The sequence below is a fragment of the Paenirhodobacter huangdaonensis genome (assembly GCF_004022465.1).
GTDB lineage: Bacteria > Pseudomonadota > Alphaproteobacteria > Rhodobacterales > Rhodobacteraceae > Rhodobacter > Rhodobacter huangdaonensis.
The window spans coordinates 61,815-86,108 of sequence record NZ_SAVA01000011.1 but is presented as its reverse complement, the minus strand read 5'-3'; the positions used below and the strand labels follow the sequence as shown (position 1 = coordinate 86,108).

The 24,294-nt window shown below is 69.4% G+C and carries 23 protein-coding genes; 10 read left to right on the top strand and 13 right to left on the bottom strand.

Going from position 1 to position 24,294, the window contains the following annotated elements; translation table 11 throughout:
- Positions 1–27: 27 nt before the first annotated feature.
- Together EOW66_RS16755 and EOW66_RS16750 are read left to right on the top strand one after the other, a co-directional pair.
- A complete protein-coding gene (locus EOW66_RS16755) occupies positions 28–1,758 on the top strand; it encodes a type I secretion system permease/ATPase (RefSeq protein WP_128157436.1) in 1,731 nt (576 codons plus the stop codon).
- The gene (locus EOW66_RS16750; RefSeq protein ID WP_128157435.1) at positions 1,755–3,077 is read left to right on the top strand and encodes an HlyD family type I secretion periplasmic adaptor subunit; all 1,323 of its coding nucleotides are present in this window, start codon (positions 1,755–1,757) and stop codon (positions 3,075–3,077) included. The genes EOW66_RS16755 and EOW66_RS16750 overlap by 4 nt, the downstream gene beginning before the upstream one ends.
- Here the strand turns inward: EOW66_RS16750 and EOW66_RS16745 are convergent.
- A complete protein-coding gene (locus EOW66_RS16745; RefSeq protein ID WP_164881168.1) occupies positions 3,074–3,958 on the bottom strand; it encodes a LysR family transcriptional regulator in 885 nt (294 codons plus the stop codon). The two genes, EOW66_RS16750 and EOW66_RS16745, sit on opposite strands and share 4 nt — an antisense overlap.
- 237 nt (positions 3,959–4,195) lie before the next feature.
- Here EOW66_RS16745 and EOW66_RS16740 point away from each other — a divergent pair, with 237 nt between their 5' ends.
- From EOW66_RS16740 to EOW66_RS16730, 3 genes are all read left to right on the top strand, one after another.
- A complete protein-coding gene (locus EOW66_RS16740; protein ID WP_128157433.1) occupies positions 4,196–10,336 on the top strand; it encodes a cadherin-like domain-containing protein in 6,141 nt (2,046 codons plus the stop codon).
- Between the two features lie 99 nt (positions 10,337–10,435).
- On the top strand, positions 10,436–10,990 hold the full coding sequence (locus EOW66_RS16735; RefSeq protein ID WP_128157432.1) for a transferrin-binding protein-like solute binding protein: 555 nt from the start codon (positions 10,436–10,438) through the stop codon (positions 10,988–10,990).
- 70 nt (positions 10,991–11,060) lie between these two features.
- Positions 11,061–12,098, top strand: coding sequence for a hypothetical protein (locus tag EOW66_RS16730; protein WP_128157431.1), 1,038 nt, complete (start codon positions 11,061–11,063; stop codon positions 12,096–12,098).
- On the opposite strand, the gene pqqE is transcribed toward EOW66_RS16730, so the two are convergent.
- The 5 genes from pqqE to pqqA are packed head-to-tail and all read right to left on the bottom strand — an operon-like array spanning position 12,095 to position 15,234.
- Entirely contained in the window at positions 12,095–13,210 is a 1,116-nt protein-coding gene (pqqE, locus tag EOW66_RS16725; RefSeq protein WP_206363726.1) for a pyrroloquinoline quinone biosynthesis protein PqqE, read from the bottom strand. The genes EOW66_RS16730 and pqqE overlap by 4 nt on opposite strands.
- Entirely contained in the window at positions 13,207–13,485 is a 279-nt protein-coding gene (pqqD, locus tag EOW66_RS16720; protein ID WP_128157430.1) for a pyrroloquinoline quinone biosynthesis peptide chaperone PqqD, read from the bottom strand. The genes pqqE and pqqD overlap by 4 nt, the downstream gene beginning before the upstream one ends.
- Positions 13,482–14,243 (bottom strand): pyrroloquinoline-quinone synthase PqqC, encoded by a 762-nt coding sequence (pqqC, locus tag EOW66_RS16715; protein ID WP_128157429.1) that lies wholly within the window; start codon positions 14,241–14,243, stop codon positions 13,482–13,484. The genes pqqD and pqqC overlap by 4 nt, the downstream gene beginning before the upstream one ends.
- Positions 14,240–15,133 (bottom strand): pyrroloquinoline quinone biosynthesis protein PqqB, encoded by an 894-nt coding sequence (gene pqqB, locus EOW66_RS16710; protein WP_206363729.1) that lies wholly within the window; start codon positions 15,131–15,133, stop codon positions 14,240–14,242. The genes pqqC and pqqB overlap by 4 nt, the downstream gene beginning before the upstream one ends.
- A 5-nt stretch (positions 15,134–15,138) precedes the next feature.
- Positions 15,139–15,234, bottom strand: a complete 96-nt coding sequence (gene pqqA / locus EOW66_RS16705) for a pyrroloquinoline quinone precursor peptide PqqA (RefSeq protein WP_113901478.1) — start codon at positions 15,232–15,234, stop codon at positions 15,139–15,141.
- A gap of 170 nt (positions 15,235–15,404) precedes the next feature.
- On the opposite strand from pqqA, the gene EOW66_RS16700 reads away from it, so the two are divergent.
- Positions 15,405–15,656, top strand: a complete 252-nt coding sequence (locus tag EOW66_RS16700; protein WP_128149064.1) for a type II toxin-antitoxin system Phd/YefM family antitoxin — start codon at positions 15,405–15,407, stop codon at positions 15,654–15,656.
- Positions 15,656–16,060, top strand: a complete 405-nt coding sequence (locus EOW66_RS16695) for a type II toxin-antitoxin system VapC family toxin (protein WP_128157427.1) — start codon at positions 15,656–15,658, stop codon at positions 16,058–16,060. Before EOW66_RS16700 ends, EOW66_RS16695 begins: the two co-directional genes overlap by 1 nt.
- 108 nt (positions 16,061–16,168) lie before the next feature.
- Here EOW66_RS16695 and EOW66_RS16690 read toward each other — a convergent pair whose 3' ends face one another.
- Complete coding sequence (locus tag EOW66_RS16690; protein ID WP_128157426.1) at positions 16,169–16,834, bottom strand: ArsR/SmtB family transcription factor; 666 nt, start codon at positions 16,832–16,834, stop codon at positions 16,169–16,171.
- Positions 16,835–16,907: 73 nt separating this feature from the next.
- Here EOW66_RS16690 and EOW66_RS16685 point away from each other — a divergent pair, with 73 nt between their 5' ends.
- The 3 genes from EOW66_RS16685 to EOW66_RS16675 are packed head-to-tail and all read left to right on the top strand — an operon-like array spanning position 16,908 to position 17,993.
- Entirely contained in the window at positions 16,908–17,231 is a 324-nt protein-coding gene (locus EOW66_RS16685) for an NIPSNAP family protein (RefSeq protein ID WP_128157425.1), read from the top strand.
- Positions 17,228–17,590: an antibiotic biosynthesis monooxygenase family protein gene (locus EOW66_RS16680; protein ID WP_128157424.1), complete on the top strand. Its 363-nt coding sequence runs from the start codon at positions 17,228–17,230 to the stop codon at positions 17,588–17,590. Before EOW66_RS16685 ends, EOW66_RS16680 begins: the two co-directional genes overlap by 4 nt.
- On the top strand, positions 17,583–17,993 hold the full coding sequence (locus EOW66_RS16675; RefSeq protein ID WP_128157423.1) for an amino acid-binding ACT domain-containing protein: 411 nt from the start codon (positions 17,583–17,585) through the stop codon (positions 17,991–17,993). Before EOW66_RS16680 ends, EOW66_RS16675 begins: the two co-directional genes overlap by 8 nt.
- 321 nt (positions 17,994–18,314) lie before the next feature.
- Here EOW66_RS16675 and EOW66_RS16665 read toward each other — a convergent pair whose 3' ends face one another.
- From EOW66_RS16665 to EOW66_RS16640, 6 genes are read right to left on the bottom strand one after another with little or no spacing between them, the layout of a single operon-like run.
- A complete protein-coding gene (locus tag EOW66_RS16665; RefSeq protein ID WP_128157422.1) occupies positions 18,315–19,904 on the bottom strand; it encodes a D-aminopeptidase in 1,590 nt (529 codons plus the stop codon).
- Between the two features lie 28 nt (positions 19,905–19,932).
- Positions 19,933–20,448: a L,D-transpeptidase family protein gene (locus tag EOW66_RS16660; RefSeq protein WP_128157421.1), complete on the bottom strand. Its 516-nt coding sequence runs from the start codon at positions 20,446–20,448 to the stop codon at positions 19,933–19,935.
- Between the two features lie 8 nt (positions 20,449–20,456).
- A complete protein-coding gene (locus tag EOW66_RS16655) occupies positions 20,457–21,446 on the bottom strand; it encodes an ABC transporter ATP-binding protein (protein WP_128157420.1) in 990 nt (329 codons plus the stop codon).
- Positions 21,443–22,450 carry an ABC transporter ATP-binding protein gene (locus EOW66_RS16650; protein WP_128157419.1) on the bottom strand — a complete coding sequence of 336 codons (1,008 nt, stop codon included), beginning with the start codon at positions 22,448–22,450 and terminating at the stop codon, positions 21,443–21,445. Before EOW66_RS16650 ends, EOW66_RS16655 begins: the two co-directional genes overlap by 4 nt.
- A 4-nt stretch (positions 22,451–22,454) precedes the next feature.
- Entirely contained in the window at positions 22,455–23,342 is an 888-nt protein-coding gene (locus EOW66_RS16645; RefSeq protein ID WP_128157418.1) for an ABC transporter permease, read from the bottom strand.
- Positions 23,342–24,271, bottom strand: a complete 930-nt coding sequence (locus tag EOW66_RS16640) for an ABC transporter permease (protein ID WP_206363725.1) — start codon at positions 24,269–24,271, stop codon at positions 23,342–23,344. Before EOW66_RS16640 ends, EOW66_RS16645 begins: the two co-directional genes overlap by 1 nt.
- Between the last annotated feature and the right edge of the window lie 23 nt (positions 24,272–24,294).

The following is a 24,294-nucleotide window of genomic DNA, read 5'->3' as shown; positions in this document are numbered from 1 at the left end:
CACCAACGACCACGTCGGGACTTCCGCATGCCTTCGCCTTCTGCGCGCGCCCTGTCGCGCCGCTCCCCGCCGCCCGCTGCCCGACTTGGGGATTTCTTCCAGGCGGGGCGTGGCGAGATGCTGTTCCTCGCCGCGATCTCGGTCCTCATCAACCTGCTGATGCTGACCGGCCCGGTGTTCATGATGCAGGTCTATGACCGGGTCCTGAGCAGCCGCAGCCTCGCGACGCTCGTCGTCCTGCTGGCGCTGGTGAGCCTGCTCTATCTGGTGCAGGCGGCGCTCGATGGCGTCCGGTCGCGGGCGGGGGGGCGGATCGCGGCGCGGCTCGACGCCGAGATCGCGCCGAAGATCTTTGCCGTCGCCGGGGCCCGGGCGCGCCTTGGTCAGGGCGGGGCCGACGCGCAACAGCCGCTGCGCGATCTCGACACGCTGCGGCAGTTCAACGGCGGCGGCCCGCTGACGCTGTTCGATCTGCCCTGGACGCCGGTCTACCTGCTGGTCCTGACCCTGTTCAGCCCGGTGCTCGGCCTGATGTCCACGATCGGCGCGGCGATGCTCTTCGCGCTGACGCTGCTCGCCGATCGCGTGTCGCAGGGCGCCAATGCCCGGGTCTCGCAGCAGATGGCGGTGCGCAATGCGCTGGCCGAGAACGGGTTGCAGGATTGCGAGGGCGCCGAGGCGCTTGGCATCTTCGAGCGGATCGGCGCGCGGTGGGATGCGGCGCACCGGGCGCTGGTGCAGGCGCAGCTGACGCTTGCGGAGCGGGCGGGCGATCTGCGCGCACTGGCCAAGGGGTTCCGGTTCCTGCTGCAGTCGCTGACCCTTGCGGCGGGCGCCGGGCTGGTGATCCGCGGCGAGCTGTCGGCGGGCTCGATGATGGCGACCTCGGTGATCTCGTCGCGCGCCCTCGCCCCGATCGAGCAGGCGATCGCCCAGTGGCGCGGTTTTCGCTCTGCCCGCGGCGCCCGCGCGCGGCTTGAGAAATCTTTCGCGCTGCTGCCGGCCGAGCCCTCGGGGATCGACCTCGCGCCCCCCGCCCGCGATGTGGTCTTCGACAATTTCGCGGTCAGCGCCCCCGGGCAGACGCGGCCGCTGCTGGCGGGCGTCAACATGCGGCTCGAGGCGGGGGATGGTCTCGGTGTCATCGGGCCGAGCGGGGCGGGCAAGACCAGCCTGCTGCGCGGCGTGCTCGGGCTGTGGCCCGGCACTGCGGGCGGGCTGCGCTTCGACGGTGCGGCGCCCGACCAGTGGCGCCTCGGCGCGCGCGGCTTTGCGGGCTACCTGCCGCAGGACATCCGGCTGATGCCCGGCACGGTCGCCGAGAACATCGCCAGCCTCGAGCCCGACGCGCCGACCGACGAGATCGTGCGTGCGGCCGAGCTGGCCGGCGCGCATGAGATGATCCTCGCCCTGCCCGAGGGCTACAACACCCGGCTCGGCGACGATGGCGCGGCGCTTTCGGCCGGGCAGCGGCAGCGCATCGCGCTGGCGCGCGCGGTCTATCGGCGGCCGTTCCTCGTGGTGATGGACGAGCCGAACGCCCACCTTGATGCCGAGGGCGATCAGGCCCTGACCGAGGCGATCCGGCGGCTGCGCGCGGCGGGTTCGATCGTGATCTGCGTGGCGCACCGGCCCTCGGCGCTGGCGGCGCTGAACAAGGTGGCGATGATCGAGGCGGGGCGGCTGCGGGCCTATGGCCCGCGGGATGAAATTCTGGGGCAGGTGGTGAAACATCCGCGTGCGGTGGTGCAGAAATGATGACGACGATGCACGATGCGGGACAGCCCTATTCGCTGCGCCCGCTGATCCGGGCCACGACGGTACTGTGCACCCTGACGCTCGGGGCGGTCGGTCTGTGGGCCGCCTTCGTGCCGCTCGAAAGCGCGGTGATGGGGGCGGGCACGGTCGCGGTCGAGGGCGCGGCGAAGGCGATCCAGCACCCGCAGGGCGGCGTCGTCTCCGAGATCGCGGTGCGCGACGGCGCCCGTGTGCGCGAAGGCGACGTGGTGCTGCGGCTTGACCAGACCGAGGTGCAGGCCGAGCTCTCGCGGATCGAGAACCGCCTGATCGAGATCGCCGCGCGCAAGGCCCGGCTGGTGGCCGAACGCGACGGCACCGCGCTGACCTTCCCCGCGGCGCTGCTGACGCAGGCGCAAGACCCCGAGACCGGCACGGCGGCGCGCAATGCGATCGAGGACGAACGGATCCTGATGTCGGGGCGCAGCGAGAGCCTGCGCGCCAAGATCGCCCAGCTGAGCGAGCGGATCGGGCAGCTCGGCAACGAGGTCACCGGGCTGAGCGCGCAGAAGGCGGCGGTCGAACGCGCGGCGCGTCTCGTCGGCGCCGAGGTCGATGACCAGCGCAAGCTGCGCAAGCAGGGGCTGTCGCTGATTGCGGCGCTGCGCAAATCCGAGCAGGAGGCGGCCGATCTGGAAGGCAAGGCCGGCTCGCTGCACTCCGATCTGGCGCGCAAGCAGGGCGAGATCACCGAGGTGCGGATGCAGATGCAGCAGATCACCGAGGACGCGCGCAACGAGGTCATCGAGGAGCTGCGCAAGCTCGAGACCGAGCGCAGCGATCTCGAGCAAAAGCGCATCGCCGCGCAGGACCGTCTTGCCCGCACGGTGATGACCGCGCCGGTCGCCGGCACCATCCACGAGCTGGCGGTGCACACCCGCGGCGGTGTGCTGAACGCCGGGCAGACCGCGATGTCGATCATCCCGAGCGACCGGCGGCTGATGGTCGAGGTCAAGGTCTCGCCCGCCGATATCGACCAGGTGCGGCCCGGCCAGGCGGTGCGGCTGCGGCTGAGCGCCTTCAATCAGCGCACCACGCCCGAGATCGGCGGCACCGTGACCAGCATTGCCGCCGACCTGAGCCAGGACGAGCGCAGCGGCCAGAGCTGGTATCTGCTGCGCGTCACCCCCGATGCGGAGGATCTGGCGGCGCTGCACGGTATCGCACTGAAGCCCGGGATGCCGGTCGAGGCTTTTCTCGAGGGCGCGGAACGGACGCTGCTCAGCTATCTGCTGAAGCCGATCTCGGACCAGATGCAGACCGCGCTGCGCGAGGATTAAGCGCCGGCGGCGGACCAGTCGATCGCCATCGCCGCGCGGATGAAGGCGCCGACCATCGGGTTGCGCCGCCGCTCGTCGAGACAGATCACATATTCCGTCAGCCGGATCGCGGCATCGGCGATCGGCAGGAAGGCCAGACGCTGATCGGGCGTCGTTTCAAGCGTCACCGCGACGCCGATGCCGAAGCCCGCGGCGACCATCTCGCGCACCGCATCCTGCCGGCCGACCTCCTGCACGCTGTCGAACTCCAGCTTCTGCGCGACGAGGTTGTCCTCGAGCACGGCGCGGGTCTGCGATCCCTTCTCGCGGATCACCATCTTGTGCCGGATCATCTCGGCCAGGGTCAGGAACGGCCGGCGGGCCAGCGGATGCGTCGCGGGCACCATCGCGGTCAGCGCCGCCTGGGCAAAGGGCTGGGCGCGCAGCCGCGGGTCCGAGGGCAGATGCGCCGAGATGCCGATGTCGGCACGATAGTCGAGAAGGGCCTCGTTCACCGTCTGCGAGTTGCTGACCGTCAGGTTGAAGCTCAGCGCGGGATTGGTCCGGCTCAGGCTCGACAGGATGCGCACCGGGATCGGCGCGCCATCGGCGATCAGCCGCAAGTGCCCGCCCTGCAGGGCGACACCGCCGCTCAGCAGGTGCCGCGCCTCCTGTTCGGCCGCGAACATCCGCTGGGTGATCGCATACAGCCGTTCGCCCTCGGCGGTCAGCGTGATGCCGCGCGCCTTGCGCTCGAACATCCGCACGCCGGACACCCGTTCCAGCCCGCGCACCTGTGCTGACAGCGTCGACTGCGACACCGAGCGCTCACGCGCGGCCTGCGAGAACCCGCCCGCCTCGGCGACGAGGTGGAACGCGCGCAATTCCGTCAGCGTCGCCATTCTTCCCCCCGCGCCCGGTCGCGCCGCAGCCGGCGCAGGCCGTTCTCTAGGCGGGCAACGTGACGTTTGGGCGACAGCCGGACCGTGCCGCCCAGCCATCTGCTGTGTCGATGGAGGCCATTGAAAGAACCCGCGGGCGGCGGCGGAGAATTGTCAACTTTCTGTTAAACTCGCCGCCTAGGTTCCGCCAGCAAAACGAATTTTTGCGATTTCGCAAAAGCCACTCAGGAACCATTCATGCCCACGATCCTCAAACCGATCGCCGACTTTCTGGTCCGGCGCGGAACGGAACCGCAGGTCTTCGACCTTTCCGAAACCTTCTCCGGTCAGAACCTGTCCTATACGGTCACGAACTCGAACGGCGAGGTGCTCTCGGCGCATGTCGAGGCCGGCCAGCTGATCCTCGATTACGGCGATACGCTGGATTACAGCGACCTGCAGATCACCGCGACGGATGCCCTGGGCGCCTCGGTCACCGAGAACCTGCGGGTGCGGGTGACCGGCGAGAACGCCTATACCATCGCCGTCCTGCCCGACACGCAGGATTACTCCTATGCCGAAGGCGCGCCCACCCTCGCGCTGATGACGCAATGGCTGGTTGACCAGAAGGACGGGCTCGGCATCCAGTTCGTGACCCATGTGGGCGATGTCACCGCCGGCGCCAGCCAGCAGATGTGGCAGAACGTGACCGAGGCGCTGAGCATCCTCGACGGTCAGATCCCCTATTCGCTGACCGCGGGCAACCATGACCAGGGCGTCGGCGGCTCGGCGAGCGACCATTCGACGACCTGGATGGACTATTACTACTCGCCCGGGCATCAGGCCGAGATCAACGACACCTTCGGCGGTGTCTATGACATGGCGCCCGAGCGCGCGCCGAACAACTATCACACCTTCACCTCGCCCGACGGCGTCGAGTGGCTGGTGCTGAGCCTCGAATTCGGGCCCTCGGACGATGTCATCCGCTGGGCGAAGGACGTGATCGAGGACAACCTCGACAAGCGCGTCATCCTGACCACCCACGCCTACATGAACTTTGCCGGGCGCCACGATTCGACCGGCTCGTCGCTTTATGGCGAGGGCGCAGGCTATGACTATGGTCTCGGTCAGCAGGCCGAGGGCAGCAATGACGGCGAAACCCTCTACCGCGAGCTGGTGAAGCCCTACGGCAACGTCACCTTCACCTTCTCGGGCCATATCTTCGGCGACGGCGCCGAGACGCTGGAGTCCTACGACGACTTCGGCAACCCGGTCTATCAGATGCTGGTGAACTATCAGAACGGCGTCGCGAACGAGATCCAGCACGGCAACGGCGGCTCGGGCGCGATCCGCCTCGTCACCATCGACCCGGAAAACAACCAGGCCTATACCTCGACCTATTTCGCGCTGACCGGCAGCTATCTGAGCGATGACCGCGGCGAGACGCTCGACCGCGACGGGCTCGACGGCCCCTATCGCGGCCAGGAAGAGACGCTGTCGCTCGACCTGTCGGCGCCGGTGCTCCATGCCATTGCCAAGGCCGGCAACGATCTCTTCGTCACCACGGAAGGCAGCGGCGACGCGCAGGTCACGCTGCAGGGCGCGGCGCTGAACCCGGGCGAGGACGCGGGGCTGCGCTATGTCTGGAAGGATGCCGACGGCAATGTCGTCGCCGAAGGCGCGACGCCGACGCTCGATCTGCCGGCCGGCCGGCATTTCCTGACGCTCGAGGTGACCGGCTCGACCGGCGCGGTGTCGCGCGACGCGGTGCAGGTCATCGTGGCGAACGACAGCACGCTGCTCGTCGATTCCTTCAATGACGGCGACGCGCAGGGCTGGGGACCGGGTTCGGTCGTGGTCGAGCCGGTCGTCTCGCATGGCACGACCGACAGTTTCGGCATCGCCGGCCTGCCCGCGGCATCGGCCCCGGTGACCCCCGCCGAGCCGACCGACCCGACGCCGCCGGCCGGGCCCGCCACCGCGACCGAGGTGGTGCTGGTGCCGGCGACCGCGGCCGATCAGGCGCTGCTGCTGAAGCCCGGCTTCGGGCCCGGCCTGCTCGCCTCCTACTCGCTCGTCTTCGACCTGATGGTGCCGGCGGACACCGCGGGCGGCTATATCGGGCTGATCCAGTCCGATCTGAGCAACGGCAATGACGCCGACATGTTCCTGCGGCTCGGCGGCGACAGCCTGTCGGTCGGCACCGCGGCGACCTATGCCGGGGCGATGAGCCTCGACGCCTGGCACCGCGTCGTGCTGACCTATGACGAGCAGGACGACGGCTCGGTCGTCATCACCAAATACATCGACGGCGCCGCCGTCGGGGCGCAGACGGTCTCGGCCGCCGATGCGGCGCGCTATGCGCTCGACGGCGAGAACGGCGTGCTGCTCTTTGCCGACAACGACGGCGAGACGGCGCCGGTGGCGGTTTCGGCGGTCAGCGTCACCGGGGCGGTGCTCAGCGCCGCTCAGATCGCCGAGATGGGCGGGACGACGGCCGGCGGCGCGGTGCTGCCTGACGGCGTCGAGGGCGCCCGCTTCCGCGCCAGCGAACTGGGCTTCAAGCCGCAGGAAGGCACCGGCAGCCTCGAGCCGCGCGGCGATTTCGCCCTCGGCCAGGTCACCGACGTCGGGCTTGGCGTGCCGCTGCCGCCGGCACCGACCGAGACGATGGCCGCGGTTCTCGTCTCGGCCACCACCGGCGACAACGGCCTCGTCCTGAGCCCCGGCATCGCCGGCACCGACGGGCATCTGGCCTCCTATTCGCTCGCCTTCGACCTGATGGTCCCCGCGGCGACGGCGGCGGGCTACATGTCGCTGCTGCAGTCGAGCGCGGTCAGTGGCGGCGATGCCGACATGTTTATGAAGCTTTCGGGCGCGGGCTTCAGCCTCGGCACGATGTCGGATTACGCGGGCGAGATCAGCCTCGACGCCTGGCACCGGGTGGTGCTGACCTTCGCCTTGGACAACGGCCGGCTGATCATCTCGAAATATGTCGACGGCGTGCTGGTCGGCGCGCAGGACGTCGCGGCCGATGCGCGCTATGCGCTCGACCTCGAGAATGGCGCGCTGCTCTTTGGCGACGATGACGGCGAGACCGCGCCGGTCGCGGTCTCGGCGATCAGCGTCACCGGCGAGGTCCTGAGTGCGGCGCAGGTTGCCGCGCTTGGCGGCACCAGCGCGGGCGGCATCGCGCTGCCCGAGGGCGTCGCGGGCTCCGAGATCGTCGCCGGGGCGGATGGCCTTGCCGTCGTCTCGGGTCCGGCGACCGTCGCGGCGGGCGGCGAGGTGACCCTCACCCCGACCACCGATGCGGCGCTTGGCGTTCCGCTGGTGGCACCGGCCACGCCCGAAGAGCCCGAAACCCCCGAAACCCCCGAAACGCCGCAGACCGGGATTTCGGCCGAGGTCACCGCGATCGGCGCGCTGCAGCCGCAGCAGGTGCTGCATGTCACCGCCGCCCAGCCGGTTCCGGCCGGCACCGTGGCGACGGAATACTCGCTCGTCTATGACATCCTGATCCCGACCGGCGGCGGCTCGTGGCTGTCGTTCCTGCAGACCGACGTCAGCAACCGCTCTGACGCCGATCTGTTCCGCAACGCCTCGAACGGGATCGGCATCAGCAGCGATTACGAGGGCCGGCTGACCTCGGACGTCTGGCACCGGGTCGCCTTCACCATCGCCACCGATGGCGACAGCGCGCTGATCTCCAAATACATCGACGGCGTTCTGGTCGGCACCACCACCGCCTCGGCCGAGCGCTTCCAGATCGACCTGAACGAGGGCTTCCTGCTGTTCTCGGACAATGACGGCGAGACCAGCGACGTCTACGTGAAGAACGTGCTGTTCACCGACCACGTCTTCTCGCAAGACGAGGTGGCGACGCTTGGCGGCGTCAGCCCCGGCCCGATCCTCGAAACCGCGCCGTCGCAGATCAGCTTCCAGCTCGATTTCTCGGGCGAGACGATCACCGACACCTACGGCAACGCCAATGCCAGCCTGCAGCAGTCGGAAAGCCAGACCGGCAACTTCGTCGTCAAGGGCAGCTATGCCGAGCGCGTCGACGGCGTCGAGGTCGACGAGATCGCCGAGGGCCGGGTCTATGAGGGCTCGAACACCGGCGAGAACATCCTCGTGTGGGAAGGCGAAGGGGCGCGCGGCTGGCAGGATTACCGCTACGAGCTGACGCTGAAATCCACCGACCAGGACACGATCGGCGCGGTCTTCTACTTCCAGGACGAGGCCAACACCTATCGCGTCACCTTCAACTCGGCGCAGAACACGCGCGAGCTGGTGCGGGTGAAGGACGGGGTCGAGACGGTGCTTGCCTCGGTCCATGCGGGCAGCCCCTGGGCGCGCGACGCGCAGCTCGAGGTTGCGGTGAGCGGCGGCGAGATCCGGGTCTTCCTCGACGGCCAGTCGGTCTTCGGCACCGTCACCGACGCCGATCCGCTGACCGGCGGCTCGGTCGGCTTCTACTCGGACAATCAGCGTTCCTCGCAGTTCGACAACGTCTATGTCGGCGCGCTCGGGTTGCAGGCGCATGCCGGCCGTGACCTCTCGGCGGTCGATACCGATGGCGACGGCCAGGTGACGGTCACCCTCGATGCCGGGCAAAGCTACGGCGATGCCGAGATCACCGGCTGGCGCTGGCTCGATGCCCGGGGCAACGAGATCGCCACCGGGCCGCAGGCCGAGGTGACGCTCTCGGCGGCCGGGCAGCAGACGGTGACGCTCGAGATCACCGATGCCAGCGGCCGCACCGATCGTGACACGCTCACCGTCGATGCGGTCGGTCAGGACCGGGTGCTGTTCTCGGATGACTTCTCCGATGCCGACTATGCCGGGCGCTGGACGATCGTCGATGAGGGCGAGCAGAACGGTGCGGGCGCGGACGGCAGCAAGGGCGACTGGCAGGTCATCGACGGGCGTCTGACGCAGACCACCGACGTCGACAGCCGGCAGCTGACCTGGACCTCGGCCGATGCCGCCGACAGCTGGCAGCAGGGCTGGTCGCCGCTTGGCGACGGCACCCATGTGCTGCGCAAGGGCACCTATGCGCTGATCGCGGACCCCGCGGCGCAGGACTGGTCGCAGTATCAGGTCGAAACCCGGGTCGAGACCCCGGACAACGGCGCGCTCGGCCTGCTGCTGAACTACCAGGACCCCGACAACTACTACAAGGTCGAGCTCGACGCGGCCTCGGGCACCAGCCTGTTCCAGCTGATCGAGGTGAAGGACGGGGTCGAGAAATACCTGATCCAGATCCCCGCCCGCTACACCCCGGGCGAGGCCTTCGACCTGCGGGTGACCGTCGACGGCGCGACGATCCAGGCCTTCATGGATGGCAATCCGCTGTTCTCCTACGCGATCACCGGCAGCGGTTCGGATCACGGCACGGTCGGGCTCTATTCCTGGGGCAGCCAGGGCGTCAGCTTTGACGACGTGACGGTCCTTGCGCTCGACACCGACGGGCCGCAGCCCGCGCCGGTGCCGAACACCGCGCCGGCGGCGCAGCGCGACACCGGCTACCGGGTGCGGACGGGCGAGTCGATCCTGATCGCGGCGGCGGCGCTGCTGCTCAACGACACCGACGCCAATGCCGACCCGCTGACCATCACCGAGGTGACCAGCACGGCCGGCACGGTGGTGCTCGAGAACGGCCAGATCCTGTTCACCCCGGCCCCGGACCACATCGGCCGCGCCACCTTCACCTACACGGTCGAGGATGGTCGGGGCGGTTCCGACAGCGCCGAGGTCGAGGTGATCGTGATGCCCGAAGGCGGCGCCTTCGAGGCACGGCCCGAGGGCGGCGTGCTGACCGGCGACAGCGCCCTCGACACGCTGCTGCTCGGCGGCGCCGGCGCTGACCAGATCCTCGCCAGCAGCGGCGACGACCTGATCGAGGCGGATGCGGGCGATGACGTGGTGCTGGGCGGTGCCGGCGACGACACCGTGCGCGGCGGCACCGGCGATGACCTGATCTTCGGTGGCGACGGCGGCGATGCGGTGGCCGGCGAGGCGGGCGACGACATCCTGCTGGGCGGCCATGGCGACGACGTGCTGCACGGCGGTGACGGTGCCGACACCCTGTTCGGCGGCGAGGGTGCGGATGTGCTGATCGGCGGCACGGGCGACGACTTCCTCGCCGGTGGCGCGGGGGCCGACACCTTCGCCTTCGTTCCGGGGGGCGGCCGCGACGTGGTGACCGACTTCACCGCGGGCGAGGACGTCATCGACCTGACCGGCTTCGCCGGGCTGCACGACTTCGAGGCGCTCTCGGCGCTGCTCGAGGAGATCGACGGCAGCGTGGTGCTGCATCTCGACGATGCGACCACGGTCCAGCTCTCGCATGTCGGCCTCGACGCGCTCAGCGCCGACGACTTCCGTTTCGCCTGATCCGGCGGGCGCTTCCAGACAGGGCCGTGCCGGATGTCCGGCGCGGCCCCCCTCCTCTTCCCCAAACGCAGCCTGTCTGCTGATCGAAAGACCTGAATGATGAAATTCCTGATCCTTCCCGCCGTCGTCGCGCTTTCCGCCCTGGCCGCCTGTGGCGGCGGCGGCTCGTCCTCGGACCCGGCCCCCGCTCCGACGCCGGCAGATGCGGTCGTCCGGGCGAAGGCGCTGAACACCGAATATGCCGGGACCACTGCGACCGTCGCCGCGGCGATGCCCGCGACCGGCCAGGCGAGCTATGCCGGCGCGGCGGTGTTCGGCAAGGGCACCGACATGGATGCGCTGCTGCAGGCGCCGACGATGTCGGGCGACATGGCGCTGAATGCGGATTTCGCCACCGGCGCGGTGACCGGCGGGATCGACAATTTCCGCGACGCCGCGAACGCTCCGATCAGCGGCCAGATGACGGTTTCGGGCGCGCAGATCGCCGGCGCGGTGCTGGGCGGTGACCTGACCGGCACGGTCGGCGGCAAGGACGTCAACGCGCAGATGTCGGGCAGCTTCCTCGGCGCCGACGCCGAGGCGGTGCGCGGCGTGATCGCCGATGGCGCGGGGGCCACCGGCGCCTTCAACGGCGCCTTCATCGTGGCGCGCTGAGCTGGCACGGATGCAGCCCCGAAAACATGTGCGCCCCGGCCGGGTCCGGGGCGCGCTTTTCGCATCTGCGGTGGCGCTCTGCACCCTGCTGGCCGGGGCCGGCGCCCCGGCGCGGGCCGAGCCGGCGGCCCTGACACCGCTGCAATTCGCCCTCGCCTCCCCGGCGATGCGGCTTGCCGCGCTTGGCCGGGACGGGCTCGATCCGGCCGAGCGCCCGCTGGCGCAGGCCGAGCTGCGCCGGCTCGGCTATGGCTGGGCCGGGCCCGGTCTTGCGGCGGGCGAGGCGCGGCTGCGGCCGCTGCTCAGCTATGATCCGAACGCCAATGGCGGCTACGAGGCCACGGGCTTCGATCTTGGCGGCTTCGCCTTCCGCGTCGATCCCGACTACCGCGCCCGCGCCCGGCTGATGGCCGGGCTGCGCGGGCAGGCGAATGCGGTCTTCGCCCTTGGCGGCCGCTTTGCCGCCGAGGCCTTCCTCGATGCCCGCTACCTGCATGCGCTCGGCGGCACCGAGGCGAAAAGCACGGCGCAGGCCGGCGCCTGCCTGCGGCAGGGGCTGAGCGCGCGCACCAGCCTGCGCGAATGCCTGAGCACCGGCTTTTCCCGGACCACGCTTGGCTTCAGCCGGGGCTCGGCGGCCGAGATCGGCCTGAGCCACGGCTTCGGCCTTGGCCCGGTGCTGCTCGAGGGCGGCGGCGTGCTGCGCCGCGCCCGGCTGGCGCAGGGGGCGCTGCAATGGCAGGGCACGGCGACGCTGGCCACGGTCTGGCCCGGGGCGACGCGGCTCGATCTGGCGCTGTCGCTCGGCGAGCCGGTCGCCAGCGAGGTCGCGATGCGCCACCGGCTGGGCCTTGCGCTGACCCGGCAGATCCTTGGCGAGTGGACGCGGATCGAGCTGGCGCAGGAGCAGCGCGCGGGCGGGCAGTTCCTTGGCAGCGCGCGGCGCGAGCGGCGGGTCTCGGCGCGGCTGGTGCGGGGGGTGCCGCTGGTCTCGGGACGAGGGCGGCCGCTCGCGGCGGATCTGGCGCTTGGCTGGGAGCTGGTCACGGCGCGGCAAAGCGTGCTGGCGGAGCGCAGCCTGACCGTCGAGCTGTCGTTGCGCTTCTAGGCCCCCTGCCCCGCCCCCTGCCCCGCGGTCTCGCGCCCCGGTGCGGGACGGAAGACGAAGGCGGCATCGGCCGCCGCATGCGCCTCGGCGCGGGCCGCGAGATCCGCGTGCAGGGGCGATTTCACGCAGGTCGGATCGGTCGCGCCGGCATCGCCCGCCAGCGCCATCGCCTGACAGCGGCAGCCGCCGAAATCCTTGGTCTTGCGTTCGCACGAGCGGCAGGGCTCGGCCATCCACCCGGTGCCGCGATAGGCGTTGAAGGCGGGGTTCTCGGCCCAGATCCGGGCGAGCGGCATTTCGCGCGCCGACCAGAATTCAAGCCCCGGGATGGTCTGCGCCGCGTGGCAGGGCAGCACCGTGCCGTCGGGCGCGACATTCAGCCCGGTGCTGCCCCAGCCGCCCATGCAGCGCTTCGGATACTCGCCATGGTAATCGGCCGGCACATAGTCGATCACCAGCCGCCCGCGCAGCCGCGCCCGCGCCTCGGCGACGATCTGCCCGGCCTCGCGCGCCTGCGCGCGGGTTGGCATCAGCGCGTCGCGGTTGCGCAGCGCCCAGCCGTGGAACTGCACCGTCGCCACCTCGAGCCGCCGCGCGCCCAGCTCGAGCGCCATCTCGATCGCGCGCGGCAGCTGATGCAGGTTGCGCCGGTGCAGCACCGCGTTGAGCGTCAGCGGAAAGCCGATCTCGCCGATCTGGCCCGCCACCGCGAGCTTGCGGGCAAAGGCGCCCTCGAGCCCGCCGATCGCATCGGCCATCGCCGCATCAGTGCCCTGCAGCGAGAGCTGCACATGATCGAGCCCCGCGGCATCGAGCGCCGCAAGCCGCGCCGCGGTCAGCCCGATCCCCGAGGTGATGAGGTTGGTGTAAAGCCCCGCCGCCCGCGCCGCCGCGACCAGATCGACCAGATCGCGCCGCGCTGCCGGCTCGCCGCCCGACAGATGCAGCTGCAACACGCCGAGATCGGCTGCCTCGCGGAAGATCCGCGCCCAGTCCTCGGTGCCCATCTCGGCCGCCCCGCGCACCAGATCGAGCGGGTTCGAGCAATAGGGGCAGGCAAGCGGGCAGCGATGCGTCAGCTCGGCCAGCATCGCGATCGGCGGGCGGATCATGGGGTGATCTCCAGAAACAGCCGCGCGCGCAGCGCATTGAGGAAGCCGCCGGCATCCTCGGCGATCTGCGCCTCGGGCGCGCCGAAGGCGGCGGCGAGACGGGCGCAGATCTCGCCGAAACTGCGGGCACCGTCGACCTCGGCCAGAATCGCCTGACCCACGGCATCGAGCGTCACCGCCCGTTCGGGGGCGAGCAGCACCCAGCCCCCGCGCACCCGGTCCGCCTGCACCCGCACGCCGCGCGGCAGCCGCGGCACCTCGCCCGGACCGATCACGACGCCTGCGCCCGGGACAAGAGCCCCTCGCCCGGCACCCAGCCCCCGGGCGGGATCCGCGCCGGCAGCACATAGGCCGATTCGAGCGCGTCAAGCTGCGCCCAGAGCACATCCGTCTTGAAGATCAGCGCCTTCGCCGCCGCATCCTGCTTCTCGTCGGTATCGGCGTGGTCGAGCACCCATTGCAACCCGAAGGCCACGTCCTTCGGCGCCTCGTTCAGCCGCGCCCGGAAATAGCTCAGCGCGGCGTCATTCGCGAAGGCATAGTTGCGCAGCAGGCCCTCGATCCGCCGGGCATGGATCGCCGGCGCGAAAAGCTCGGTCAGCGAGGCCGCCACCGCCTCGAGCAGGGTCTTTTCCCGCACGAACCGGACATAGGCATCGACCGCAAAGCGCGTCGCCGGCAGCACGCCTTCGCACGACGCCACATAGTCGGGATCGAGCCCCACGGCTTCCGCCAGCCGCAGCCAGCGCCGGATGCCGCCCTCGTTCGTCTCGGTGCCGTCGTGATCCTCGATCCGCGAGCGCCAGGCGCGGCGCAGCACCGGGTCCTCGACCCGCGACATGAAGGCCGCGTCCTTCATCGGGATCGAATGCTGATAGTAATAGCGGTTGATCACCCAGGCCCGGACCTGATCGGGGGTGCAGCCGCCACCGTGCAGCCGGTGATGGAACGGGTGCAGGTCGTGATAGCGCTCGGCGCCGATGCGGCGCAGCCGCGCCTCGAAACCGGCGGGGGAAGCGGCGGGCTCCGTCATGGGGTGATCTCCAGTCCGTCCTGTCCGATGGTCCAGCCTGCCGCCTCGGCCCCGGCGCGTTCCGCCGAGCCCGGGCGCAGCACCGGGTTGGTGTTGTTCATGTGCACGAAGACGCGCCGGCCGATGGTCACGTCCGCGAGCGCCGCGATCGTGCCGCCGGGGCCCGAGATCGACAGATGCCCCATCCGCGCGCCGGTCTTGTGGCCCAGCCCCGCCCGGATCATCTCGTCGTCGGCCCAGAGCGTGCCGTCGAAGAACAGCACATCCGCCCCCTCGATCCGTGCGGCAAGATCGGGCGTGACCGCGGCACAGCCGGGGATATAAAGCACCCGGCGCCCTGCCCCGCGCAGTTCCACCCCCACCGTCTGCTCGCCGACAAGCCCGGACTCGACCACCGCGCCCTCGAGGTAGAGCGGCACCTTGCCCGGCACGGCAAAAAGCGTCGCCTCAAGACCCTGTGCCAGCCGAAACGGCGCCTCGAGGGCCACCGGCCGGCGCGCCACCAGATCGGGGCGCAGCGCGTCAAAGACCGGGTTCGCCGCCAGCACGTCGAGAATCGCCGGCGTGGCGAAGAGGTCGAACCCCTGCATCTCGCGCAGCGTCAGCAGCCCCGCGATGTGGTCGATGTCGCCATTCGTCAGCAGCACCGAGACAAGCGGCACCGCCCGCGGCCCGGTCGGGTGCAGGGGCGGCGCCGCCGCCAGCTGCGCGCGGATGTCGGGCGAGGCGTTCAGCACCGCCCAGGTGCCGCCGCCATCGCCCGAAACGGCAAGCGAGGATTGCGTCAGCGACGCAATCTCGCCCGCCCGCGCGGCCGCGCAGTTCGGGCAGCGACAGTTCCACTGCGGCAGCCCGCCGCCCGCCGCGGCGCCCAGAATGCGCAGTCGCAAGGCGCTCAGAACAGCACGCCGCCTTCGTCTTCCGACGGGCCGTACATGTTGATTTCCATGCCGCATTCGATTTCGCGCAGAACCGGTTTCGTCCAGGCCATCTGTCTCTCCTCCCGAGGTTGCGCCCGTGGCGTCGGGCGATGGCCCCATGCTGCCAGATCGCCCCCGGGTCGCGCGATCCCTCCTTTGGTCGGAGATGCGGGCGCGGCAGGGGGTTGATTCCGGTCCCTCCCGCGCCTATCTAGACAGGTAGCTGGACAGGAGGCCCGCCATGTGGACGCTGCAAGACGCCAAGAACCGTTTCTCCGCCGTGGTCGAGGCCGCGCTTGCGGGCCAGCCACAAGAAGTGACGCGGCGCGGCAAGCCCGCCGTCGTGGTGCTCTCGGCCGCCGATTACGCCCGGATGCAGGCTGCCGCGACGGCGCATCGCGGCTCTTTCGCCGCGCATCTGCGCGCCTTCCCCAAGGGCGGCGCCCTGCCCGAGGATCGCCCCGCGGTCACGCCGCGCGACGTCGCCTTCTGATGCTGATCCTCGACACCAACGTGATTTCGGCTCTGCGCCGGCCCGAACGCAGCCCCGCGGTCTCGGCCTGGCTTGCCCGCCAGCGCGACGAAGAGCTGTTCCTCTCCGTGATCACACTGGGCGAGATCGAGCGCGGCATCGCCCGGCAGGAGGTGCTGAACCCCGCCTTCGCGCAGGATCTGCGGGCGTGGCTGTCGCGCACGGTGACGCTGTTCTCCGACCGCCTCCTGCCCTTTGGCGCCGAGGAGGCGCGGATCTGGGGCCGGCTTTCGGCCGAGATCGGCCATGCCGGCGCCGATCTGCTGATCGCCGCCACGGCGCTTGCACACGATGCCACCGTGGTCACCGGCAACACCGCCGACTTCCTGCCCACCGGCTGCCGGCTCGAAGACCCGTTCGGCTGATTCCGGCCCGAACAGAGCCTGTTTTGGGCACCGGGGGGAAACCGGGGCCAGCCCGGCGGGCCGCACGCCTCGGCGCAAGCGCGGTCGGGATGCGGGACAAGCCGTCGCTCAGCCGAGCCACCTGTCGAAGCGCCGCTCGCCGTCCGGACTGAACCTGATGACGCGAGAGGCAGGCAGCCGACGCGCCCAGGATCGGGCAATCAGATGATCCAGGATGGCCTTGCCTAACCGCCCCGCCAGATGCGGTCGCCGCTGGCTCCAGTCGAGGCAGGCACGGCACAGGGGTCGATTGCTCGGCTGCAGATTCTCAGGATCGAGACCGATCTCGGCCAGCTTGTCACGGCCGCGGCCGGTCACGGTCAGATCATCCGCCAACCACTGATCCGCCTGCATCCGCTCGAACAGCCGGACGCCCATCTCGCCCGCCAGATGATCGTAACAGATCCGGGCTTTGCGCAGCGCGGGATCGCGCGGACCGGTGCGCACAGGCGGCGCTGCATCGCTCGAAAAGACCATCAGCGCTTCAAGCAGGCTGCCGACATGAGGCCCTGCCAGGCGGAAATAGCGGTGCCGCCCCTGCGCCTCGACCACCAGCACCTCGCCATCCACCAGCTTCGCAAGATGCGAGCTGGCGGTCTGCCGGGTGATCCCGCCGAGGCCCGCCAACTCGGTTGCGGTCAGCGCACGCCCATCCATCAGCGCAATCAGCATCGCACTGCGCGCAGGATCGGCCACAAGGGCGGCTATGCGGGCGATATCGGGGCCTTCTCTCATGCTTCGATCCTAATCGAACCTTTCCCTGCCTCCAACCGGCTAGACCGGGTGTCAGCAAGAAAGGCACGGCCCCATGATTACCTGCGTCATCACCTATGACATCGACCCGAACCGGCGCGAGCTCTTCGCGCAATATGCCCGCAACTGGGGGGAATGCAGCCCGCGCTGCGGTGCCGATCTGATCGGCTATTTCGCCCCGCACGAAGGTTCGACCACGACGGCCTATGGCCTCTATTCGCTGCCGTCTCTGGCCGGGTACGAAGCCTATCGCGCCCGTCTGGCGGCCGATCCTCTGGGGCGCGCGAATTCCGAATTTGCCAGGCGCGAGGGCTTCATCCGAGGCGAAAGCCGCCTGTTCGTCAAGCTGGCCTCGGCGCCGCATGGGGGGCGTGCATGATTGCCGTCATCTTCGAGGCCTGGGTTCCCGGCCCGGCGCAGGCCGACTATCTCGGTCTGGCGGCGGACCTGCGACCGCTGCTGGCGGAGCTCGATGGCTTCATCTCGATCGAGCGGTTCCAGAGCCTGACCACCCCCGGCAAGGTCCTGTCGCTGTCATTCTGGCGCGACGAAGCGGCGGTCGCGGCTTGGCGAAACCTGCCTGAGCACCGGCGCGTGCAGGCTGCTGGCCGCGATCGCGTCTTTGCCGATTACCATCTGCGCATCGCGGCGGTGACCCGGGAGTACGGCATGACCGCCCGCGCCGAGGCTCCGCCCGACAGCCGCGCCATCCATCAGGAGACCTCCGATCATGTTTGACCTCGAGTTTCATCTGGAAAACCGCCCCGGCGCTCTGGCCGAACTGGGCGAGGCGATGGCGCGCGCCGGCGTGTCCTTCGAGGGCGGCGGCGTGTTCAGCGGTGGGGACCGGACCCTCGCACATTTCCTGTTCCGCGATGGCGGGGCTGCGGCCCGCGCGGCGCGCGATGCCGGGATCGCGGTCGTGGCGATCCGCAAGCCGCTGATCCGCCGGTTGAAACAGGGCACGCCGGGCCAGTTGGGCGCGATCTCCCGTGCCCTCGCCGCGGCCGGGGTCAACGTCCTCGTGCAATATTCCGATCATCACAACCGGCTTGTGCTGATCTGCGATCAGGAAGATCTGGCGCGGCGCGCGTCCGAGGCATGGTCCGACGGCGGCACTCTGCAGACCGGCGTGCGCTGAGCGATAGGCCCGATCCGCCCGTGTCGGGATCCTCTCGATCTTCCGCGCGGCCGGGGGGCTCGTGCTGGCGCATGGGGTGATACATGGTGGTTCATGCCAACCTCGTGAGGAGCGCGGGAAATCCGTCATCCCCGGCCCCGACGGCGACGCCCTTGCCTGCGCTGGCCCCCGGCGGGAAGCGCTGCTGATCGTCGATCTGGCCGCCACGGGTGCAGGCCCCGAAGGCCTGCGTCCGGAGCCGCGGCGGCGATGCCGGCTTGCGCGGCGCTGACCGGGAAAGCGGCGAGAGGCTTCCGGGCCAGGGCGGGCTGTTCCCGGCCGTCAGGGTTTGGAGAGCCGACGATAGGCGATGCCGCGCGCCAGCCAGCACCCGAGCGTCAGCCCCTCCACCCGGCCCGCGGCATCTCGGTGGATCCGCAATGTCCATTCCCCGGGCGGCGCGGCATCCATCGCGCGGCGGCTGGTCACCGCCCACAGATCCCGCGCCAGCGGATACATCCGCTCCATCGGCCCGGCGCCCAACATGCCTTCGAACCCGATGCTTGCCGCGCCGTCGCGGGCCTCGATCTCCAGCACCGCGCCAAGCGCGTCGGAGTGGTAGCGCCCGGAGATTTCCGCCGCATCGGCCCAGATCAGCGGCTCCAGCCGCGTGGCACGGAGGGTCAGGTTCTCGGCCCGGCGCTCCATCAGGAGAAAATCCCCTTCGCGCCGCAGCGCAAGGTCGGGGGCTTCGGCACGGTTTTCCCCGGAGACGGGCAACACCACCGGCGAGACGGCATAGTGCAGCCGCACCCCCCCCGGCACGGCACGGGTCCGCAGGAACAGATCGCGCCCGTGATCGAACCAGAGCCCGTTCCAGCCCTCGCCGGCGGCGGCGCGCGGCAGCGGGGCAAGCTCCGCCGCCCCCAACGCCGCCCCCAACGCCGCAGTCATCAGCCCTTCGGCGGCGCGCATCGCGCTGGCCTCATGGTTGAAGAGCACGACCACCGACAGCCGCTCTGACGCCAGATGCAGCCGATAGGAACAGAACCCCCGCACCCCGCCGCCATGGGCGGTCACCGCCCGGCCCGCATGACGGTAGCGGCGTAACCCATAGCCATAGCTCGCAGCCGTCCCATCGGCGAAAGAGACCGGCGCGGAAATCCGGTTGTAGAGCCCCCGGGGATCGTCGCGCGTGGCGTCGATGTGCTGCTCCCAGGCCAGCATATCCTCGAGCGAGGCGGAAACGCCTGAATCCCCGAACCAGGTGAGCGCGCTTTGCGCCGGCAGAAAGCCGACCTCGTCATTGCCCTCGTAGCCGACCACCCCGTCGGGGCGCGTGGCCATGTCCGGGGCAAGGCATGCGGTCGCCATCTTGGCGGGGCGGAAGATCCGCTCGTCCAGCAGCGTGCCGAAATCGCGCCCCGTGGCCCGGACGATCAGCTCGGCCAGCAGGCGGAAATTTCCGTTGGAGTAGGAATACTGCGTTCCGGGCGGAAACTGCCCGTCCTCAGCCTGTGCCAGCAGGGTCAGCCCGTCGGCCGCGGTGAAGCGTCCTTCCGGGGCCGCGCCGTGCAAGACGGTCAGGGCCCAGTAGTCACGCAGGCCGGACTGGTTATGGCACAGGTGTGCGATGCTTGGCAGAGCGCCGCGGAAGCGCGGCAGCAGCTCGGCAAGACGCGGCGCCAGCACCTCCGGATCGGCAAACAGGTCCAGCAGCAGCGCGCAGGTCATCTGTTTCGAGATCGAACAGATCGGCATCCGCAACCCGGCCGTCATCGGCATCCGGGCTGCGGTGTCGGCATACCCCCAGGCACGCCGGGCAATGACCCGGCCGCGATGGACGACCCCCGCCACCCCTGCGGGGCCGCGATACTGGTCCGGCAGCAGATCCAGCGCGCGTTCGAGCGCCCGCATGTCGACTGTGCTCATCTGTCCACTCCGGCCATGCCCTGGAGGTTCATTCCGCGTCGCAGAAGCAGAGCCGCGTCTGCGGCGGCGCCAGTGCCAGGAACTCGAGCAGGTCGTCACGGCTCAACGTTGCGCAGCCCGCGGTGCAGCCATAGCCCGGACTTGCCACATGCAGGAAGATCGCGCTGCCGGCGCCGGCAACCACCGGATCGTCGTTCTGCCCCAGCACGACCACGATGTCGTAAAGGTCATCCTCGCGCCACAGCTCCTCGTGGCTCGCGGCGAAGGGCAGCTTGACGGGCCGGTTGTAATCGGGGTGCTCGGGCGCGTCGCACCAGCCGTCATCGGGGGCGATGACGGAGGTCGGAAAGGCCGAGACCGGCGCGGCACCGAGCTTGTCGGCACGCCAGAGCACGCGCCGGATCGGCCAGCAGCCGAGCGGGCTCACGCCGTCGCCCTCCGCGCGCTTCTCGGCGATGCCGCTGCGGCCGACCGCTGCACGCCAGACGTGCTCGCCGAAACGCGCCTGCCAGATGTCTCCCTGTCTGGTTACGATCAGGTCCATGGTTTCTCTCAGCTTTCCAGCGGGAAATGGCAGGCCACGGTGTGGCCGGCGCGGCTCTGCAAGACCGGGTCTTCCACCCGGCAGATGTCGCGTGCAAAGGGGCAGCGCGTGTGGAACCGGCACCCCGGGGGCAGTGCCATCGGGCTCGGGATCTCGCCCTGCATCATCGGGCGCTCGCCTCCGCGTGCGCGCGGGTCGGGGCGCGGCACGGCGGCCATCAGCAGCATCGTATAGGGATGCAGCGGCCGGGCGAAGATCTCTTCGGTGGTGCCGACCTCGACCAGCCGGCCCAGGAACATCACCCCCACCCGATCGGCGAACTGGCGCACCACGGCAAGATCGTGGGTGATGAAGAAATAGGTCAGTTTCAGCTGATCCTGCAGATCGGCGAGCAGGTTCAGAACCTGGGCCTGGATCGACACGTCGAGCGCCGAGACGCTTTCGTCACAGACCACGAAATCGGGCTTGTTCGCCAGCGCGCGCGCGATGCCGATGCGCTGGCGCTGCCCGCCCGAAAACTGATGCGGATAATTGCGCAGATATTGCGTGCGCAGCCCGACCAGCTCCAGCAGCTCGGCGCAGCGCTCGCGGATCTCGGCGGGGGTGCCGTATCCGTGACTGCGCAGCGGCTCAGCGAGGATCTGCTCGACCCGCATGCGCGGGTTCAGCGAGGCATAGGGGTCCTGGAACACGATCTGCATTTTCTTGCGCAGCGCCCGCATTGCCCCTTCGCCAAGCCCGGTCAGCTCGGTGCCGTCATAGACGATCTCTCCCGAGGTCGGCTCCTGCAGGCGCAGCATCACCCGCCCGAGCGTGGTCTTGCCGCAGCCCGATTCACCCACCAGGGCAAAGGTCTCGCGGGCGCGGATGTCCAGCGTGACGCCATCGACCGCGCGCACGACCCGCGACGGGCGCCCGGCAAACCCGCCGCCCACATGGAAATGCTTGGTCAGTGCGCGGGTCGAGAGAACGATTTCCGATCCGGTGTCGGTCGTCATGACGCGTCTCCTTGACTCAGGGCCTCTTGCGGGCAGTTGAGCCAGCAGCGACTGGCATGGGTCTGCCCGAGCGACTTCAGTTCGGGCGCGCGCTGGCAAATCGGCATCGCCTCGCCGCAGCGCGGGCCGAAGCGGCATCCCTCGGGCAGCTTGGCGAGGTTCGGCACCATGCCCGGGATCGAGGGCATCCGCCGCGAGACCCGCGGCTCGGTCGCGCGCGGGATCGAGGCCAGCAGCCCGCGGGTATAGGGGTGCGCGGGGCGCTCGAACAACTCGAACACATCGGCCTGTTCGACGATCTGGCCCGCATACATCACGTTCACCTCGTCGCACATCTCGGCGATGATCCCCAGATCATGCGTGATCATGATGATCGAGGTTCCCACCCGGTCGCGCAGATCACGCATCAGCCGCAGGATCTGGGCCTGCGTGGTCACGTCGAGGGCGGTCGTCGGCTCATCGGCGATCAGCAGCTTCGGCTCGCAGATCAGCCCCATGGCGATCATCGCCCGCTGGCGCAGCCCGCCCGACAACTGGTGCGGATAGGCATCGAGCCGGGTCTTCGGCTCGGGGATGCCGACCAGCTCGAACATCTCCAGCACCCGCGCCCGGATCGCCCGGCGGCCCAGTCCCTGATGAATCGCCAGCGGCTCGCCGACCTGTTCCCAGACCTTGCGCACCGGGTTCAGGCTGGTCATCGGTTCCTGGAACACCATCGCGATGTCGCGGCCGCGGATCTCGCGCATCCCGGCCGGGCCCAGTTTCGACAGGTCCTTGCCGTCGAGCAGGATCGAGCGTGCGCTCACCCGGCCCTGCGGCTGCGGCACCAGCCCCATCAGCGACAGCGCCGTCATGCTCTTGCCCGAGCCGCTTTCTCCCACGAGCCCGACGATGCGGCCCCGCCCGACGTCAAAGGACAGCTCATCCAGCACCCGGACATCCCCGCGCCCGCCGCTGAAATCGGTGCAAAGACCGCGCACAGAGAGGATCGTATCCTGCGTCATCGTCCTAGTCCTTCATCGAGGGGTCGAGGGCATCGCGCAGCCCGTCGCCGATGAAATTGAAGGCAAGCACTGCCAGCAGGATCGCGACCCCCGGCGAGATCGCCACGCTCGGGTTCTGGAACATGTATTCCTTCCCCTTCGCCACCAGGAGCCCCCAGCTTGCCGCCGGCGGCTGCACCCCCACGCCCAGGAAGGAGAGGCTCGATTCCCACATGATCGCCTCGGGGATCGACAGCGAGAACAGCACGATCAGTGTCGGCACCACATTCGGGAAGACATGGGCGAACATGATCGTGCGCCGCGAGGTGCCATTGGCGCGGGCCGCCTCGATGAACTCCTTCTCGCGCAGCGCGAGCGTCAGCGAGCGCACGACCCGCGCGACCGAGGCCCAGCCGACCAGGGCGAGGGCAAGGAAGATGTTCAGCAGGTTCGCTCCCAGTGTGTACATCACCACCATCGCCAGCAGCAGCGACGGGAAGGCGATCATCATGTCGGCCAGCCGCATCACCACGAAATCGGTCTTGCCGCCCAGATAGCCGCTCAGGATCCCCATGATGGTGCCGATCAACAGCGAGATCAGGCTGGGCACGATGCCCACGACAAGCGAGATCCGCGCCCCGTACAGGATGCGGGTCAGCACGTCGCGGCCGAAATTGTCGGTCCCCAGCCAGTAGGTGGTCGAGGGCGGCAGCAACTGCTCGTCGAGGGCGACGCGATAGGGATCATGCGGGCTGATCCAGGGCACGAAGACCGCGCAGAACACCAGAAGCAGAATGAAGATCAGCCCCGCCATCGCCATGCGGTTGCGCCGGAAGGCGCGGACGGTGTCGCGCAGGAAGCTTGCTTCATCGGGGGTCTCCGGAGCCGCGGCCGAATCGATGGAACGGGTCATCATGCCTCCTTCCTCATCTGGGCGCGGATGCGGGGATCGAGGATCGAATAGAGAATGTCGGCCACCAGATTTCCGAGGATCACCAGCGCCGTTGCAAAGAGCACCGCGCCCTGCAGCAGCGGCATGTCACGCGATGAGATCGCGCTTACGGTGATCCGGCCGACGCCGGGGATCGAGAAGATCGCCTCGGTGATGACCGCGCCGGACAACAAACTCGCCACCTGGATCGCCATGATCGTCACCACCGGGATCAGGGCGTTCTTCAGCGCATGGCGGGTGATGACCCCGGTCTCGCGCAGCCCCTTGGCCCGCGCGGTGCGGATGAAATCGAGCCGCATCACCTCGAGCAGGCTCGACCGTGTCAGCCGCGCGATGACCCCGGCCGAGGACCAGCCCAGAACGACGGCCGGCAGGATCATGTATTTCCAGCCGTAAAACCCCGACACCGGCAGCAGCTTCAGCTTCATCGAGAAGATGTATTGAAACAGCAGTGCCGACCAGAAGATCGGCATCGACACGCCCAGAAGCGAAAACCCCATGAAGAACCGGTCAAGCAGACTGTCGCGGCGCACCGCCGAGAGGATGCCCGCCGGAATACCGATGATCCACGACACCAGCGCGGCGCAGACCGCGAGAGACAACGTGTTCGGAAACGCTTTCAGGATCAGGTCCGTCACCGGCCGGTTCAGCTTGATCGAGTTGCCCAGATCGCCCTGCAACGCATTCCACAGGAACCGGAAATAGCGCACCACCATCGGGTCATCGAGATGCATCTGGGCCCGCACCCGCGCGATCACGTCGGGGCTTGCATGTTCTCGCATCATCAGCTCGATCGGGTCGCCGGGCACCACGTTCATCATCAAAAACAGGATGATCGTGATCCCGATCAGCACCGGGATCGACACCAGGATGCGTCGGAGCGTGAACATCAACATCAGCGGAATGCTCTTTC

What these genes read in the sequence shown, in the direction of transcription:
- EOW66_RS16750 (WP_128157435.1), top strand. Translation starts at nt 1,755, where the DNA reads ATGATGACGACGATGCACGATGCGGGACAGCCCTATTCGCTGCGCCCG.
- EOW66_RS16675 (WP_128157423.1), top strand. Translation starts at nt 17,583, where the DNA reads ATGTTTGACCTCGAGTTTCATCTGGAAAACCGCCCCGGCGCTCTGGCC.
- EOW66_RS16665 (WP_128157422.1), bottom strand. Translation starts at nt 19,904, where the DNA reads ATGAGCACAGTCGACATGCGGGCGCTCGAACGCGCGCTGGATCTGCTG.
- EOW66_RS16740 (WP_128157433.1), top strand. Translation starts at nt 4,196, where the DNA reads ATGCCCACGATCCTCAAACCGATCGCCGACTTTCTGGTCCGGCGCGGA.
- EOW66_RS16640 (WP_206363725.1), bottom strand. Translation starts at nt 24,271, where the DNA reads ATGTTCACGCTCCGACGCATCCTGGTGTCGATCCCGGTGCTGATCGGG.
- EOW66_RS16680 (WP_128157424.1), top strand. Translation starts at nt 17,228, where the DNA reads ATGATTGCCGTCATCTTCGAGGCCTGGGTTCCCGGCCCGGCGCAGGCC.
- EOW66_RS16735 (WP_128157432.1), top strand. Translation starts at nt 10,436, where the DNA reads ATGAAATTCCTGATCCTTCCCGCCGTCGTCGCGCTTTCCGCCCTGGCC.
- pqqA (WP_113901478.1), bottom strand. Translation starts at nt 15,234, where the DNA reads ATGGCCTGGACGAAACCGGTTCTGCGCGAAATCGAATGCGGCATGGAA.
- EOW66_RS16685 (WP_128157425.1), top strand. Translation starts at nt 16,908, where the DNA reads ATGATTACCTGCGTCATCACCTATGACATCGACCCGAACCGGCGCGAG.
- EOW66_RS16755 (WP_128157436.1), top strand. Translation starts at nt 28, where the DNA reads ATGCCTTCGCCTTCTGCGCGCGCCCTGTCGCGCCGCTCCCCGCCGCCC.
- EOW66_RS16660 (WP_128157421.1), bottom strand. Translation starts at nt 20,448, where the DNA reads ATGGACCTGATCGTAACCAGACAGGGAGACATCTGGCAGGCGCGTTTC.
- pqqC (WP_128157429.1), bottom strand. Translation starts at nt 14,243, where the DNA reads ATGACGGAGCCCGCCGCTTCCCCCGCCGGTTTCGAGGCGCGGCTGCGC.
- pqqE (WP_206363726.1), bottom strand. Translation starts at nt 13,210, where the DNA reads ATGATCCGCCCGCCGATCGCGATGCTGGCCGAGCTGACGCATCGCTGC.
- EOW66_RS16700 (WP_128149064.1), top strand. Translation starts at nt 15,405, where the DNA reads ATGTGGACGCTGCAAGACGCCAAGAACCGTTTCTCCGCCGTGGTCGAG.
- EOW66_RS16655 (WP_128157420.1), bottom strand. Translation starts at nt 21,446, where the DNA reads ATGACGACCGACACCGGATCGGAAATCGTTCTCTCGACCCGCGCACTG.
- EOW66_RS16745 (WP_164881168.1), bottom strand. Translation starts at nt 3,958, where the DNA reads ATGGCGACGCTGACGGAATTGCGCGCGTTCCACCTCGTCGCCGAGGCG.
- EOW66_RS16695 (WP_128157427.1), top strand. Translation starts at nt 15,656, where the DNA reads ATGCTGATCCTCGACACCAACGTGATTTCGGCTCTGCGCCGGCCCGAA.
- EOW66_RS16690 (WP_128157426.1), bottom strand. Translation starts at nt 16,834, where the DNA reads ATGAGAGAAGGCCCCGATATCGCCCGCATAGCCGCCCTTGTGGCCGAT.
- EOW66_RS16650 (WP_128157419.1), bottom strand. Translation starts at nt 22,450, where the DNA reads ATGACGCAGGATACGATCCTCTCTGTGCGCGGTCTTTGCACCGATTTC.
- EOW66_RS16645 (WP_128157418.1), bottom strand. Translation starts at nt 23,342, where the DNA reads ATGACCCGTTCCATCGATTCGGCCGCGGCTCCGGAGACCCCCGATGAA.